Below are 16,437 nucleotides of genomic sequence, written 5' to 3'. Positions count from 1 at the left end.
GTTAATCGAAAACCCCTAACGTCAATTACTGCTACACTCAAATTCTGTGCGAAATGAACAACAAAAGGATTTGTTTATGGCGATTGCCTGCGTCAATACCCGAGCCAGTTGTGGGGTCGAAGCGCCCCAAGTCACAGTTGAGGTGCATCTGAGCAATGGCTTACCGGCATTTAATCTGGTGGGATTACCCGAAGCGTCGGTAAAAGAAGCTCGCGAGCGGGTGCGCAGCGCGCTGATCAATGCGGGATTCGAGTTTCCAATGCGGCGGATAACCGTTAACCTCGCGCCAGCAGATTTACCTAAACAAGGTGGCCGCTACGACTTACCCATAGCCGTAGGCATATTGGCTGCATCAGAACAAATCCCCCTTAATAGCCTAAAAAATCTCGAGTTTGTCGGTGAACTGGCATTGTCTGGGCACATACGTTATTGCCAAGGATTATTACCGGCGATTATCGCCGCAAAGCGCCAAGACCATACCTTGATATTGCCGCTGGATAATCGCCACGATGCCGAGTTAGTCGGCTATCCTAATGTGTTGTTTGGCTCGCACTTGCAGAGTCTGGCCGCTTATTTACAGGGGCAAAACCAACTGCCGACGTTAGCGCCGCAATTAGAATGGATAAGCCAAGAGACGCCTGAGTCCCGTACTTGCCTGAGCGATGTGATTGGCCAATATCAGGCCAAGCAAGCACTCGAAATTGCCGCGGCGGGAAACCATAACCTCCTGATGCTTGGCCCGCCAGGTACGGGCAAAACCATGCTTGCCAGCCGAATGATGGCGCTATTACCTGCGCTTAATTATGAGGAAGCATTAGAAGTAGCAGCAATTCATTCCGTTGCTGGACTCGACATTAAGCCGCAGCATTTTTTACAGCGACCCTTTCGGGCGCCGCACCACACGAGTTCGTCGATATCCCTCGTGGGTGGCGGCAGTATTCCCAAACCCGGTGAAATTTCCCTCGCCCACCGTGGCGTGCTGTTTTTAGATGAAGTGGCTGAATTTCCGCGTAAAGTCTTAGATTGCCTGCGCGAGCCGATGGAAACCGGCGAAGTGGTAATTTCCCGCGCCGCCGCTAAGCTAACGTTTTTGAGTCGCTTCCAATTGATCGCGGCGATGAATCCCAGCCCGAGCGGTGATATTGATAGCCAACACAGATCGAGCCCCGAACAGATTCAACGTTATCTTTCGCGGCTTTCAGGCCCATTTCTCGACCGCTTCGATTTAACCATTGAAGTGCCCAAACTCCCCGCGGGTACCTTGACTCAAGCCGCGCCGCAAACAGAAACCAGCCAAGATATCGCTAAGCGGGTCAAACGGGCGCGGGAGCTGCAACTCGCCCGTTCAGGCCTACTCAATAGCGAGCTCACAGGGAAGCAATTGAAACGCTTTAGCGGGATCAGTGATGCTGATTTAGTGTTTTTGGAACAAAGCGTGGTAAAGCTTGGCCTCTCGGTTCGCAGCTTCCACCGTATACAAAGAGTCGCGCGTACTATTGCCGATCTGGAACAAGTGCCTAACACGGAACGCCGCCATATTGCCCAAGCACTGGGTTATCGCGCTATGGATAGATTACTCGCCCGCTTATCCCAGCAATATTGAGTTTTCGCGGGAACAAATGTTAACAAATGCACCGACCAGCAGTGCCTAAGATTGAGCCAAACGCCGACACCGAGTAACATAGGCCTCCAATTTTTGTCAGGGGGCTCGGATGGGAACGCTGTTTTCACAGATAAAAGGCTGTATCGCATTTTTAGGCTACGTTATAAATACCGTCTTTTGGACTATCCCAATCGTGTTGATCAGTTTTATAAAACTGATACCCATCAGTCCATTAAGGACTGCGACGAGCCATGTGCTCGACTTTTGTGCCAGCGCTTGGATCAGCGTCAATGGTGTGATTGAGCGCTGCTTGCATCCCGTTAAGATAGAACTGAGTGGTGACACCGACTTTTCCACTAAAGAGTGGTATATGGTGATTGCCAATCACCAGTCTTGGGTGGATATCCTGATCCTGCAGCGGGTTTTTAACCGAAAAATCCCTTTCTTGAAGTTTTTCCTCAAGCAAGAACTGATTTTTGTGCCGATTTTAGGCTTAGCTTGGTGGGCGCTCGATTTTCCTTTTATGCGCCGTTACAGCACGGCAGAGTTGCGTAAAAATCCTAAGCTAAAGGGCAAAGACATTGAAATTACTCGTAAAGCCTGTGCTAAGTTCAAGGCTAAACCGGTAAGTGTGATGAACTTTGTCGAAGGCACGCGCTTCAGCAAAGCTAAACATCAAAAGCAGAACTCACAGTTCCAACATTTGTTAAAACCCAAAGCGGGCGGCATGGCCTTCGCGCTATCAGCCATGGGTGAACAGATCCACAAGCTCGTCGATGTCTCCATTTACTATCCAGACACAGTGCCAAGCTATTGGGACTACCTGACAGGCAAGTTGCCAAGCGTTAAAGTACACATCAAGGTTTCTGATATTGATCCTGCGATGCGCGGCGATTATATGAATGACCGCGATTTTAAAATTGGCTTCCAAGAACAACTGAATCAACTCTGGCTCACTAAGGATCAAGTGTTAAGCCAACTCGCTAGCCAAGCGAATAAAGAATAAAGGTAACGCCACTATGTTGAATTTCCTGCCTGGTTCAGTGCTGTTTATGCTGAGCTTAAGCTTGCTGATCATTAATACCGCCGTATGGGGCTCGCTTATCAGCATAGGCGGAGTCGTAAAACTCGTGATGCCAGCGCAAAGTGCACGTAATGCGGTGACTGCGGTTATGAATCGTTTTATGTGGGCGTGGGCCTGCTGCAACGGTGGCATCTTGTATTTGATCGCTAAAATTGAGTGGGACGTCGAAGGCCTAGAAGGACTCGATAAAAACAGCTGGTACTTGCTGATCAGCAACCACCTCAGTGGCTTCGATATCGCCGCGCAAACTTATGTGTTACGCAACCATATTCCTATGTTGAAGTTCTTCCTCAAAAAAGAACTCATCTATGTGCCGATTATGGGACTGGGTTGTTGGGCGCTGGATATGCCATTTATGAACAGAACCAGCCCAGCAAAACTCAAGAAGAATCCAAAGCTTAAGGGCAAAGATTTAGCGACCACACGCCGCGCCTGCGAAAAATTTAAAAATATGCCCACATCAATCATTAACTATGTTGAAGGCAGCCGGTTTACCCGTGATAAACATCAACGCCAAAACTCGCCTTATCAACATTTGTTACGCCCTAAAGCAGGTGGAATCGCTTTTACCCTATCGGCCATGGGTGAGCAATTTACTAACCTGCTGGATATGACAATTGTCTACCCAGATGCGCCTGACGATATTCTGTTTGGGGTGATGAACGGCAAGGTAAGCAAGATTATTGTGCGGATCAACGCCCTGCCCGTACCTCAAGTCGATCCAACGCGTTACTTCTCTGAGTCTGAGTATCGCGTCGAGTTCCAACGCTGGTTAAACCAAGTGTGGGCGGAAAAAGATCAACAAATTCATGCCTTACTGCAAACAAATCAAAATGTCGCGGATAGCGCCACCAGCACTAATCACACTCAAGCAAGCTAGCTCGCCTCTAGCTTTGCTCTAGTTCAACAACTCATGCCGCTGCAGCGGATAACTCCAATTCATTGAATACAGTTATCCCTGCGGCACTGAGTTTTTCAGCCGTTAATCCTTGTCCCGCAATTAACTGTTTTATAAATTGACCATCGTAAATCTGCCTATTACCACAGGATGGACTGCGGGCTTTTAAAATCGCCACTTTAATCCCTTCTTGCTGCGCCAGCTTAAGGGCGATATCGGCTCCCAGACTAAAAGCGTGGGTCACATCCTCACCCTGAGCGGTTAAGATACGCCGCCCAACCCGCTCCGCAGGTGGTCTGGGTGTTGGCAAACCGCCTGCACATTCGGGACAAATCGCTACAATCCGTCCTTGCTCAAGCCACGTCTGTACAAGTTCGCTCTCCATCAAGTTATGACCACCGTCGTAGCGCACCGCTTGCCCGAGTAAACAACTGCTCACTAACACTTTTTCCACTGTCACCTCCAAGCGTGTCATTCCGCCCATAGCATAACGCGAAGGACAAACATGCAAAATGCATTTGGACGATTTCCCCCAAAGCCATCAACACCTGCAACAAGAACGGACGGCAAAAACCACTTCATTGTTGACAATTTAATATTTAAAAATTCATAAGCTAAAATATTAAAAACGAACGAATTAAAATAAAACTATAAAAATCATAGTGATAAATAAAAAGCAATTAGAATGTAGACTTACGTCTAAGTAAACACATTGTTGACAATCCACTGAGAGAGGGCTATTTTTTACCCATTGTCGACAATCCTATTAATAGTGATGCGCTCTATGTTGAAGCAAGACACGACGTTCGTTTCTGATGACACACATGTTTCCCACCTGCATAAGGTCAAATCGACCTCAGCAGATAAAACGTCGACCACACTCGCCGATCAAATTTTGGTGCAGATCCAAACCAGCATCATCAAGGGCGAACTGCCTGCAGGCAGCAAGATTAACGAGCAAGCGCTGGCCGAAAAATACGGTATCAGCCGCGGCCCGACCCGCGAAGCCCTGCAAACCTTAGAAAGACAACGCTTAGTAGTGCGCGCACCTCATGTTGGCGCCCGCGTCGCACAACTGACAGTGAGCGAACTTAACGATTTATATCAACTGCGTAGCGTGCTTGAAGGCATGGCCTGCGAACTCGCCGCCAGTCGTATCACTCCAGAACAATTAGCCAAGTTAGAAGATTTACTCGCAACGCAAGATGCGGCGCTCGCTAAGGGTGATACCTACTTCCAAGAGGAAGGCGATGTCGATTTTCACTACCAAATTATTCAAGCCAGCGGTAACAAACATCTGCAGGAAACCTTAGTCGGCGGCCTGTATCACCTGCTGCGTATGTACCGCTACCAGTGCACCAATAAAAATCGCCCCGTGAAGGCAATTGCCGAGCACAGACGCATAGTCGAAGCCATTGCCCAGCGCGATGGTGAGTTGGCCAGTTTGCTGATGCGTCGCCATATCGAGCAGGGGCGTAAAAATACCGAATTACGCTTAATTGAATTGCAAGCCAATGCAGCCGCAAAAGAAACCTTAGCCAACATCAGCTAAGTTTATACGGCTCAATATGCCCACTTCCCATAAATGGAAAAGGATAAGGACAAGACCATGACCCAAAGCGCAGGATTACGTTTTCGCCAAGCTCTTGCTAAGGCTAAACCGTTACAAATCGTTGGCACCACCAATGCCTATTTTGCCTTGATGGCAGAGCAAACTGGCTTCCAAGCCTTGTATCTTTCGGGCGCTGGCGTTGCCAATGCTTCCTACGGTTTGCCTGACTTAGGCATGACCTCAATGAACGACGTGTTAATCGATGCCGGTCGTATCACCTCAGCCACACAAGTGCCTTTATTGGTCGATATCGATACTGGCTGGGGCGGCGCATTCAACATTGCTCGCACCATCAAAGAATTCGAAAAAGTCGGCGTCGCCGCTGTGCACATGGAAGACCAAGTGTCGCAAAAGCGTTGCGGCCACAGACCTAACAAAGCAGTCGTGAGCATTGAAGAAATGGTCGATCGCATTAAAGCGGCCGTCGATGCCCGTACCGATCCTAACTTTGTGATCATGGCGCGTACCGATGCGGTTGCCGTTGAAGGCTTAGAAGCAGGTATCGAACGCGCAAAAGCCTATATCGCCGCCGGTGCCGACATGATCTTCGCCGAAGCCTTAACTGAGCTAGACCAATATCGCCACTTTAAAGCCCAAGTCAAAGCGCCGATTTTGGCCAACATGACTGAATTTGGTCAAACCCAATTGTTCAATAAAGAAGAACTCGCGCAGGCAGGCGCCGACATGGTGCTCTATCCACTCGGTACTTTCCGTGCAGCCAACCAAGCGGCACTGAACGTCATGCAAGCGCTGATGAATGATGGTCATCAACGCAACGTGCTCGACACTATGCAGACCCGTAAAGACTTGTATAAGTACTTGGGCTACCACGCCTTTGAAGACAAGTTAGATCAACTGTTTAGCCAAGATAAATAGCTAAACAAGCGAGAAAGCAAAATACACAAGACCATGGATTGTCAGTAGAAGCGCAAGCTCATGTTGTTACTGAAACCCAGACGCTTTGCCCCAAGCAGCAAGGCGTCACCGAAAAGCTGCAACCCTACAGGGTTTGGCGTTAAAGCAGATTTAACGTTAAACAAGTTACATAAAAAGTGCAGCCTTAACCAATAAATGTCGGCGAATGAACACTCAAAAATAAGTGCATTCATCCACCAGCAATAACCACACAGAGTTAACGGAAGGGAAGGATTATGTCAGAAGCTAAAAAACTAAGCGGTGCAGGATTACGTGGCCAGAGCGCAGGCGAAACGGCATTGAGCACAGTGGGCGTGTCAGGCAGCGGCCTCACGTACCGCGGTTATGATGTGAAAGATCTCGGTGAAAATGCCACCTTCGAAGAAGTCGCCTATCTCATTCTTTACGGCGAGCTGCCCACTCAAGCCCAGCTTGATGCCTACAAAACAAAACTCAAAGGCCTTCGCGGTCTGCCACAAGCATTAAAAGAAGTATTAGAGCGCATTCCTGCCGAGACTCATCCTATGGATGTAATGCGTACTGGCTGCTCTATGCTAGGCAACTTAGAAGCCGAACACAGCTTTAGCGAGCAGAGTGAAATCACCGACCGCCTATTGGCTGCGTTCCCATCGATCATCTGTTACTGGTATCGCTTTAGTCACGATGGCGTGCGTATCGACACTGAAACCGATGACGACCAAATTGGCGCACACTTCCTGCACTTATTACATGGTAAAGCGCCGTCGGCACTGCATGCTAAAGTAATGGACGTATCGTTAATTCTTTATGCAGAACATGAATTTAACGCATCAACCTTTACCGCTCGCGTCTGTGCTTCAACTCTGTCAGACATGCATTCATGCGTCACTGGCGCCATTGGTTCACTGCGCGGCCCGCTGCATGGCGGCGCGAACGAAGCGGCGATGGAACTGATCAAAGACATGAAAGATGAAGCCGATGCGCGCGACATCTTGATGGGCAAACTGGAGCGTAAAGATAAGATCATGGGCTTTGGCCACGCGATTTACCGCGACAGCGATCCACGTAATGCCATCATCAAAGAATGGTCAGAAAAACTGGCTGCCGCCAACGGTGACGACCGTCTATACCGCGTATCGGTTGCCTGTGAAGCCCTGATGTGGGAACAGAAAAAACTCTTCTGTAATGCAGATTTTTTCCACGCCAGCGCGTACCACTACATGGACATTCCGACTAAGTTGTTCACGCCAATCTTCGTGTGTTCACGGGTAACGGGCTGGGCTGCGCACGTGATGGAGCAACGTTCTAACAACCGCATCATCCGCCCAAGTGCCGATTATGTGGGCGTTGCACCACGCAAAGTCGTCCCCATTGCCAACCGTTAAGCCAAGCTAACGACTCTGGCGCGAGACTTCTGTTAAAGAAATGTCTGTGAATAGACAGTCTCGCGCCAACTTCATTTTCCGAAATGGATGATGTTATGAACACTGCTATGAATACCCAATATCGCAAGCCCTTACCCGGCACCAAACTCGATTATTTCGACACCCGCGAAGCCATAGAAGCGATCGCTCCTGGCGCATACGCCAAGCTACCTTATACATCGCGCGTGCTGGCTGAAAACTTAGTCCGCCGCTGCACACCTGCGGACTTAACCGCCTCGCTGAAACAAATTATCGAATCTAAGCAAGAACTGGATTTCCCTTGGTTTCCTGCCCGCGTGGTCTGCCACGACATTTTGGGGCAAACCGCCTTAGTTGACCTTGCGGGCCTGCGTGATGCGATTGCCGCTAAAGGTGGCGATCCCGCTAAAGTGAACCCTGTTGTGCCAACACAACTCATTGTTGATCACTCGCTCGCCGTTGAGTTTGGTGGTTTTGATAAAGACGCCTTTGCTAAAAACCGCGCTATCGAAGACAGACGCAACGAAGACAGATTCCACTTTATTAATTGGACGCAAAAAGCCTTTAAAAACATTGACGTTATCCCTCAGGGTAACGGCATCATGCACCAGATTAACTTAGAGCGTATGTCGCCTGTGGTGCATGCTCGCAATGGCGTGGCCTTCCCCGATACTCTAGTCGGCACCGACAGCCACACGCCGCACGTTGATGCACTGGGTGTTATCGCCATTGGTGTCGGCGGCTTAGAAGCCGAAAGCGTGATGCTGGGACGCGCATCTTATATGCGTCTGCCGGACATTATCGGTGTCGAGCTCACAGGCAGACCGCAGCCTGGCATTACGGCCACTGACATAGTATTAGCCTTGACCGAATTTTTACGCGCACAAAAAGTTGTCTCCTCTTACTTAGAGTTCTTCGGTGAAGGCGCAGCGGCGCTGACATTAGGCGATCGCGCCACGATTTCGAACATGACGCCTGAATTTGGCGCCACAGCAGCCATGTTCTACATCGACCAGCAAACCCTGGATTATTTAACCTTAACGGGCCGCGAAGCCGAGCAAGTAAAACTGGTTGAAACCTATGCCAAAACCGCAGGTTTGTGGGCCGACAGCTTGACCGAAGTGCACTATCCACGGGTACTGCGTTTTGATTTATCCTCGGTGGTGCGCACGATTGCAGGGCCATCAAACCCACATGCACGGGTGCCAACATCAGAGCTTGCTGAGCGTGGAATTAGCGGCGTAGTCGAAAACGAGCCTGGCTTAATGCCTGATGGCGCAGTGATTATCGCGGCGATTACCAGCTGCACTAACACCAGTAACCCGCGCAACGTGATTGCCGCGGGTCTGATTGCCCGCAACGCCAACGCCAAAGGCTTAAGTCGCAAGCCTTGGGTCAAAACCTCACTCGCTCCCGGATCAAAAGCGGTGCAGTTGTATTTGGAAGAAGCCAAGTTATTGCCTGAGCTTGAACAGCTCGGTTTTGGCATTGTTGGTTTTGCCTGCACGACATGTAACGGCATGAGCGGCGCGCTGGATCCTGTGATTCAAAAAGAAGTGATCGACCGCGACTTGTACGCCACCGCTGTGCTATCGGGTAACCGCAACTTTGATGGCCGTATTCATCCCTATGCCAAACAAGCCTTTTTGGCCTCGCCGCCATTGGTCGTCGCCTACGCGATAGCTGGCACCATACGTTTCGATATCGAAAAGGATGTGCTGGGATTAGATCATGATGGCAATCCAGTCAAACTTATCGACATTTGGCCATCGGATGAAGAAATCGATGCCGTGATCGCTAAAAGTGTTAAACCCGAGCAGTTCCGTAAAGTGTACGAGCCTATGTTCGATTTAGCCGTCGATTACGGTGACCAAATTAGCCCGCTGTACGATTGGCGAGCGCAGTCGACTTATATTCGCCGCCCTCCTTATTGGGAAGGCGCGTTGGCGGGTGAACGCACGTTAAAAGACATGCGCCCGTTAGCAGTACTGGGTGACAACATCACTACCGACCATTTATCACCATCGAATGCCATTATGATGGACAGTGCCGCCGGCGAATATCTGCACAAGATGGGCTTGCCAGAAGAAGATTTTAACTCTTATGCCACCCATCGCGGCGATCACTTAACCGCCCAACGCGCGACTTTTGCCAACCCTAAGCTTAAAAACGAAATGGCGCTGGTTGACGGTAAAGTACAGCAAGGATCACTGGCCCGTATCGAACCCGAAGGCCAAGTGACCCGTATGTGGGAAGCGATTGAAACCTATATGGAACGTAAGCAGCCGCTGATCATCATAGCGGGCGCTGACTACGGCCAAGGATCGTCGCGCGACTGGGCTGCCAAAGGCGTACGTTTAGCGGGTGTAGAAGCCATTGTCGCCGAAGGTTTCGAGCGCATTCATCGCACTAACTTAGTGGGTATGGGCGTGCTGCCACTGGAATTTAAAGCGGGTGAAAACCGTGCAACTTATGGCATAGACGGCACCGAAGTGTTCGATGTGCTCGGCACGCCAGCGCCACGAGCGGATTTGACCGTTGTTATCAGCCGTAAAAACGGTGAGCGCATCGAAGTGCCCGTCACCTGTCGTCTCGATACCGCCGAAGAAGTGTCTATCTACGAGGCGGGCGGCGTATTGCAACGCTTCGCACAGGACTTTCTTGAGTCAAATCAGGCTTGAGTCGAGATTTGAATCGACGCCCGTATCTGGTTAGAGACGACTCTTAAATATCAGCTAGCGAAACCGAGCGCCAGCGACTTCACCATTAAGTTACTGGCGCTCATTTGGACTCCATTGGGAGTCCTTTTGGAGTTAATGAATGAATGCTTCAACAATCCACGCGCCACAAATCAAAGTCGCCGCGACTTATATGCGCGGCGGCACCAGCAAGGGCGTGTTTTTCCGTCTGCAGGATTTACCTAAGGCCGCACAAGTTGCAGGTGCCGCCCGTGATGCCTTGTTACTGCGAGTGATAGGCAGCCCAGACGCTTACGGTAAACAAATCGATGGCATGGGCGGAGCAACCTCGAGCACCAGCAAAACCGTGATCCTCTCCCCTAGCACCCAAACCGATCACGATGTCGATTACCTCTTTGGCCAAGTGGCTATCGACAAGCCCTTTGTCGATTGGAGCGGTAACTGTGGCAACTTGACCGCAGCTGTCGGTGCCTTTGCCATCAGCAATGGCTTAATCGATACGGCCCGTATTCCACACAATGGCGTCTGCACAGTCCGAATATGGCAAGCCAACATAGGCAAAACGATTATCGCCCATGTGCCAATCACCAAGGGTGAAGTGCAAGAAACCGGTGATTTTGAGCTCGATGGTGTGACTTTTCCCGCCGCCGAAGTGCAAATCGAGTTTATGAGCCCCGCCGCCGATGAAGACGGTGAAGGGGGCTGCATGTTCCCTACGGGTAATGTTGTCGATGTGCTAGAAGTGCCGGGCATTGGCAACTTTAACGCTACTATGATCAACGCGGGCATTCCCACCATTTTTATCAACGCAGAAGACTTAGGCTACACAGGCACTGAGCTACAGGATGATATTAATAGTGACAATGCCGCCCTTGCCAAATTTGAAACCATTCGCGCCTATGGCGCCGTGCGTATGGGCTTGATTTCGCATATTGATGAAGCAGGTGCACGCCAACACACGCCTAAGATCGCCTTTGTCGCTAAGCCTAAAGCCTATGTGTCATCGAGCGGTAAAACCGTCAATGCAGATGAAATTGACCTACTGGTACGCGCCTTGTCTATGGGCAAACTGCACCACGCTATGATGGGCACGGCTGCCGTTGCGATTGGTACGGCGGCGGCAATTCCCGGCACTTTAGTCAACTTAGCCGCAGGCGGAGACACTAAGGATAAAATTGATGCGGTACGTTTTGGCCATCCCTCTGGCACCTTGCGCGTTGGCGCTGAGGCGTCAATGGTCAACGGTGAATGGACAGTCGTCAAAGCCATTATGAGCCGCAGCGCTCGGGTGCTGATGGAAGGTTTTGTGCGCGTGCCCGCTGCGTAACTTTATCTAAGTAAAACAGTTCAACCAAAGACCTTGCTTCTCCCCCTTCCGGCAAGGTCTTTTTTCTATTCTCGCCCATCATTTTAATCTGCTTCGCCCGTATTTGTCTTAGCATGATATGTTGACATACCTGAAACAATGCTAAGATCCTTTAGCAAAAACGCCAGAATACAAACTCGTCATAAAAAGAATATTGGCAGTAAAACGGTACAGTTAATATATTGCATGATCTATTACAGAATCGTGCCCATCGATTTTGGTTATTTTTAAACCAAGTCAGTTATTTAAACTAAATTTTTACAACAAAATGGCATTTAAGGTCTAGGCTAAGAACTAAACTAAATAGAAACCTAATCAGGATGGGGCCGTTTTTTGGTAGGGGAAAATTTGAGTCAACTAATCCACAAGCTTGTGCTAAGCGCGCTTTGTATCCTAAGTTTGTGGGGGATATCGTGCAATGGATTAACGCAACCCTTGAGTGCGGCTTTTACACAGCTTAAATTTGAACATATTCGCAGTGAAGATGGTCTCAACCAGAATACAATTACCAGCCTGTTTATGGACAGTGCTGGCATGTTGTGGATTGGCACTCAAGATGGTTTGCATGCCTATAATGGTCATAACTTCAATATTTTCACCCACTCACCCAACGATCCTAACAGTATTTCTGAAAGTTATGTCTCTGACATTATTCAAGATTCAGAAGGCTACATCTGGGTTTCCACGTTCAGCCAAGGAGTCAATCGACTCGATTTGAGCACTGGGACCTTTGAACACTTTGGCCAAGAACAAGGCTTAACCGATCCCCGCACCACTAAACTCAGCATAGTGGGTAATACACTCTGGATTGGCACTAAAGCAGGACTATTTTCCCTATCGATCAAAACTAAACGCATTACCCAAGTGAGTTTAGGTAATAGTGTCGAACCCCATATCACAAGCCTAGCCAATGTTGAAAACACTTATCTGTTAGCTGGAACCCAAGATAGCGGCACCTTTGCTGTCAGTGCAAATACCATCACCCGCTTGAACGTGCCGCAAAATGTCACGGCCTATCAAATTAAAGCGAACTCGGCCTATTCGATCAGCTTAGCGCTCGGTGGACAGCTATGGCACTACAACTTAGCCTCGCAACAGGGCGAAATCCTTTGGCAGACCGACGATAACGTGCCTTATATCAAGGATTTTATCCAAACTGAACAGGGTGATTTTTGGGTCGTCGGGCCTGAAGCGGGTCTTATTCAACTGGAGAGAAACAACAAAGCATTTAATGCGACTTACCACAGGTATGATCCTAAGCGCACCAACAGTATCAGTGAAAACAACATACTGAGTTTGCTGCAAGATCCCTTTGGTAATTTATGGTTAGGCGCCAGTTATTCGGGCTTAGATAAAATAAATACCCGCCGCCAGTATTTTCAGCATATTTTCGAATACACCCCAGATCTGTCGCAACAGAGTAACAATATTCGCACCTTGTTCCGCAGTAAAGATGATGCCCTCTGGATAGGTACTGAAGGCGCTGGGCTTAAGCGCATGTTAACGAACGGGCAATATGAGCACTTTACGGAGAGATTTGCGAACGCCTTAGGGATGCATCAACGCAATTTAAATCTCACCCTGCGAGATATTGATCAAGACAAAGCAGGCGTGCTCTGGTTTGCGACTAACTATGGACTCGGCCGGTTGTCGCCAGAGGGAGAATTCCAATTACTCAAGGTCACTGCAAGTACGGACCAAGGCTCTGAAGCCAATTATATTCGTAATCTAGAAATTGATGATCAAGGCCATCTCTGGGTAGCAACGACTCACGCCCTCTATCGCAAGGCTATAGGTAACGATGAGTTTACTTTTATCTCATTGGCGAATATTGACCATTTCTCTCCAGCACAAAACCAACTTTTAATCCTCAGAGCACATAAAGATACGCTATGGATTGGTACACTCGATGGTTTGTTGAAACTGGACATGCAGACGGGTATAGGGAAATCTTACTTCCATCAAGCTGCTAATAAGAAAAGCTTAATCAATAACCGTGTCCGCGATATTTTAGTGACTCAAGCGGGCGAGGTATGGTTCGCCACCCATGGTGGCATCAGTATATTACCTTCTCAAGATGCCAATGCAGACTTTACCCATTACACCCGCGATCAGGGATTACCAAGCGATACTATCTACGCCTTATTAGAAGACCAACAACATAATATTTGGTTTAGCAGTAATGCGGGCATAGGCAAACTAAACCCTAAAACCAATCGTGTCATCATATTCAACGAGCAAGAGGGATTACAGGCGCTGGAGTTTAACGGTGGTGTAAAACTGCAAGACAGCGATGGCGATCTCTGGTTTGGTGGCATTAATGGTATCAATCGTTTTAATCCCAAGTTGATTCCGGATCAACGACCCGATGTTAAAGTCGCGCTCACAGGCTATAACATTGCGGGAAAAGACCATACGATTCTCGACTTAAGTCATCCTCCTAGCATAGTGATGGACTATAGCGATCAGCTGATCAGTTTTGAGGTGACCTCATTGGATTTCAGCTACACAGGTAAAAATCGTTTTAGCTATTATCTTGAAGGATTTGATAACGAATGGCATGAGCTACCCACAGGCAATGAAATCACCTTCACTAACATCAATCCTGGTCATTACCGATTGCATGTTCGCCATGGGCTGCAATACAACTCAGCAGGTGCCTATGCACTGCTTGTCGATCTGAATGTACAAGCCCCCTTCTATCGCACTCAGTTCGCCTACGCCCTTTATTTCTTACTCACATTAGGCTTGCTGGTTTGGATTATTCGCTGGCGTAAAAAGAAACGTCACATACAAAGTGAATTTGAAACCAGTATCCGCGCCTCAGAAGAGCGGCTAAAGCTGGCACTTTGGGCGTCTGGCGATGGCATGTGGGACTGGAACATAGCCGAAAACCAAGTCTATCGTACCAATATGGACTCTTCGATTCCCCATTGGAACAGCAACAATATTGCCCATGAGAGCATGCACTCTGAAGACAGAGAGAGATTCAAACTTGAGCTAAACGAGCACCTTCAAGGCCGCTCGCCTTTCTTCGAAGCCGAGTACCGTGTCGAACGCTCACCGGGTAATTGGGTGTGGATTTTAGACCGTGGCAAAGTGGTTGAAAAAGATAGCCTAGATAACCCAATCCGCATGACAGGGACTAATCGTAATATCACCTCTCGTAAACTGATTGAGAACGAGTTGGTCTTGTCCTCACAAGTGCTCAACAGCATGAATGAAGCCGTTGTCGTAGCGGGCCTAGACTATCGCATTCGCTCGGTAAACCCTGCATTTTGCACGATAACAGGTTACACAGAACGCCAAATCAGCGACAGACATTTTACTCACTTAGCCTTTGGCCGCCAACAGCGTGAATTGTTCAATACCATTGAACAGCAGCTGCTGCGTCATAAACATTGGGTTGGGGAACTGTGGATCCGCAATAAACAACGGCAGGCAATTCTAGTCTGGCTAGAGATCAACCAAGTTATCGACATTAAAGGTGAAACCAGCCACTTCGTTGCGGTATTTACCGACATTACAGAGCGAAAAAAAGCCGAAGAAGATCTGCGTTTCCTCGCCAGTTTCGACACGTTAACTGGCCTACCCAACCGAACCTTGTTCCAAGACAGGCTTAATCACGCGATAACCCAAGCGCATAGAGCGAACAATATCGTCGCCTTACTGTTTTTAGATCTCGACCGCTTTAAACATATCAACGACTCCATGGGTCACCATGTCGGCGATTTACTGCTCAAAGCCGTTGCCAGAAGACTGCAAAATGCAGTGCGCGATGGCGATACGGTTACACGCTTAGGCGGTGACGAATTTACCATTATTTTAGAAGGAGTGGCCAAAACCAAAGCCGCTACTTTGATCTCAGAAAAAGTGCTCAGAGCATTCCAAACGCCCTTTTTATTAGACGATAAAACGCTGACCATTTCGACCTCCATCGGTATCAGTCTCTATCCAAACGATGCCGACAACGCCGACTCACTGATTAAATTTGCCGATACCGCCATGTACCACGCAAAATCATCAGGTCGAAATAACTTTCAGTTTTATACCTCTAAGTTAAATGAAATCGCCACCCGTCATGTACAACTCGAAAGCGGTTTAAAGGAAGCTATCCAACGCAAAGAACTAAGCTTGGTTTATCAACCTAAATTCTGTTTACGAGATGGTTCACTCACAGGACTGGAAGCACTTTTACGTTGGTATCACACTGAACTTGGTCCTATTTCACCTGTGGAATTTATTCCACTCGCGGAAGAAACTGGCATAATCACCCAAATTGGCCATTGGGTAATCAATCATGCTTGCCAGCAATTAGCCGAATGGAACAGCTTAGGATTCAATGGTATCACTATCGCCGTCAACCTATCGGCTCGCCAACTGAAGGCGGACATTATCTCCACCATAGAAGTGGCCTTGGCAGTTTCTGGTCTACCAGCACAATCCCTTGAGCTTGAGCTTACTGAATCAATGATCATGGGCAAGCCGCAGGAGTCGGTCAGCATCCTATCTAAACTCAAGGCTCTAGGATTGACCATAGCCGTGGATGATTTTGGTACGGGTTATTCGAGCCTAAGCTATCTCAAACGCTTCCCGATAGACACACTCAAAATCGATCGAGAATTTGTCAGAGACATCACCAACGATCCCGACGATGCCGCCATCACCAGCGCCATTATTGCCCTCGCTCACAGCTTAGAACTGAATGTCGTCGCCGAAGGCGTAGAGACCCAAGAACAGCTCAACTTCTTGGCGATGCAGGGTTGCGATCAAGTACAAGGTTTTTTACTGAGTAAACCCTTAAATGCCGAAGATTGTTTAACCTTACTCAAAAATCAATCTAAGCCACAGCCACTTTGATTTAATGCATTATCGACA

The 16,437-nt window shown here is 48.7% G+C and carries 10 protein-coding genes; 9 read left to right on the top strand and 1 reads right to left on the bottom strand.

Annotated elements, in window-relative coordinates; genetic code table 11:
• Positions 1-76: 76 nt before the first annotated feature.
• The 3 genes from Q4Q54_RS12410 to Q4Q54_RS12400 all read left to right on the top strand — a co-directional run bounded on the left by Q4Q54_RS12410 (position 77) and on the right by Q4Q54_RS12400 (position 3,567).
• Positions 77-1,603, top strand: coding sequence for a YifB family Mg chelatase-like AAA ATPase (locus Q4Q54_RS12410; protein ID WP_311988591.1), 1,527 nt, complete (start codon positions 77-79; stop codon positions 1,601-1,603).
• Between the two features lie 109 nt (positions 1,604-1,712).
• The gene (locus Q4Q54_RS12405) at positions 1,713-2,609 is read left to right on the top strand and encodes an acyltransferase (RefSeq protein WP_311988590.1); all 897 of its coding nucleotides are present in this window, start codon (positions 1,713-1,715) and stop codon (positions 2,607-2,609) included.
• 13 nt (positions 2,610-2,622) lie between these two features.
• Positions 2,623-3,567, top strand: a complete 945-nt coding sequence (locus tag Q4Q54_RS12400) for an acyltransferase (protein WP_311988589.1) — start codon at positions 2,623-2,625, stop codon at positions 3,565-3,567.
• 31 nt (positions 3,568-3,598) lie between these two features.
• On the opposite strand, the gene Q4Q54_RS12395 is transcribed toward Q4Q54_RS12400, so the two are convergent.
• Positions 3,599-4,069, bottom strand: a complete 471-nt coding sequence (locus tag Q4Q54_RS12395; RefSeq protein ID WP_311988588.1) for a DUF523 domain-containing protein — start codon at positions 4,067-4,069, stop codon at positions 3,599-3,601.
• 300 nt (positions 4,070-4,369) lie between these two features.
• On the opposite strand from Q4Q54_RS12395, the gene Q4Q54_RS12390 reads away from it, so the two are divergent.
• The 6 genes from Q4Q54_RS12390 to Q4Q54_RS12365 all read left to right on the top strand — a co-directional run bounded on the left by Q4Q54_RS12390 (position 4,370) and on the right by Q4Q54_RS12365 (position 16,419).
• Positions 4,370-5,137, top strand: a complete 768-nt coding sequence (locus tag Q4Q54_RS12390) for a GntR family transcriptional regulator (protein WP_012090443.1) — start codon at positions 4,370-4,372, stop codon at positions 5,135-5,137.
• Positions 5,138-5,194: 57 nt separating this feature from the next.
• Complete coding sequence (gene prpB / locus Q4Q54_RS12385) at positions 5,195-6,073, top strand: methylisocitrate lyase (protein ID WP_311988587.1); 879 nt, start codon at positions 5,195-5,197, stop codon at positions 6,071-6,073.
• Positions 6,074-6,348: 275 nt separating this feature from the next.
• Positions 6,349-7,476, top strand: coding sequence for a 2-methylcitrate synthase (gene prpC / locus Q4Q54_RS12380; RefSeq protein ID WP_311988586.1), 1,128 nt, complete (start codon positions 6,349-6,351; stop codon positions 7,474-7,476).
• Positions 7,477-7,571: 95 nt separating this feature from the next.
• Positions 7,572-10,175 carry a Fe/S-dependent 2-methylisocitrate dehydratase AcnD gene (acnD, locus tag Q4Q54_RS12375; RefSeq protein ID WP_311988585.1) on the top strand — a complete coding sequence of 868 codons (2,604 nt, stop codon included), beginning with the start codon at positions 7,572-7,574 and terminating at the stop codon, positions 10,173-10,175.
• Between the two features lie 139 nt (positions 10,176-10,314).
• Positions 10,315-11,520 carry a 2-methylaconitate cis-trans isomerase PrpF gene (prpF, locus tag Q4Q54_RS12370; protein ID WP_311988584.1) on the top strand — a complete coding sequence of 402 codons (1,206 nt, stop codon included), beginning with the start codon at positions 10,315-10,317 and terminating at the stop codon, positions 11,518-11,520.
• 372 nt (positions 11,521-11,892) lie between these two features.
• On the top strand, positions 11,893-16,419 hold the full coding sequence (locus Q4Q54_RS12365; protein WP_311988583.1) for an EAL domain-containing protein: 4,527 nt from the start codon (positions 11,893-11,895) through the stop codon (positions 16,417-16,419).
• Positions 16,420-16,437 lie beyond the last annotated feature (18 nt).

Origin of the sequence: Shewanella sp. SP2S2-4, assembly GCF_031932025.1 — a bacterium.
In the GTDB taxonomy this organism is placed as follows: domain Bacteria; phylum Pseudomonadota; class Gammaproteobacteria; order Enterobacterales; family Shewanellaceae; genus Shewanella; species Shewanella baltica.
The sequence above is the reverse complement of the archived record's forward strand: the minus strand, read 5'-3'. Positions and strand labels throughout refer to the sequence as shown.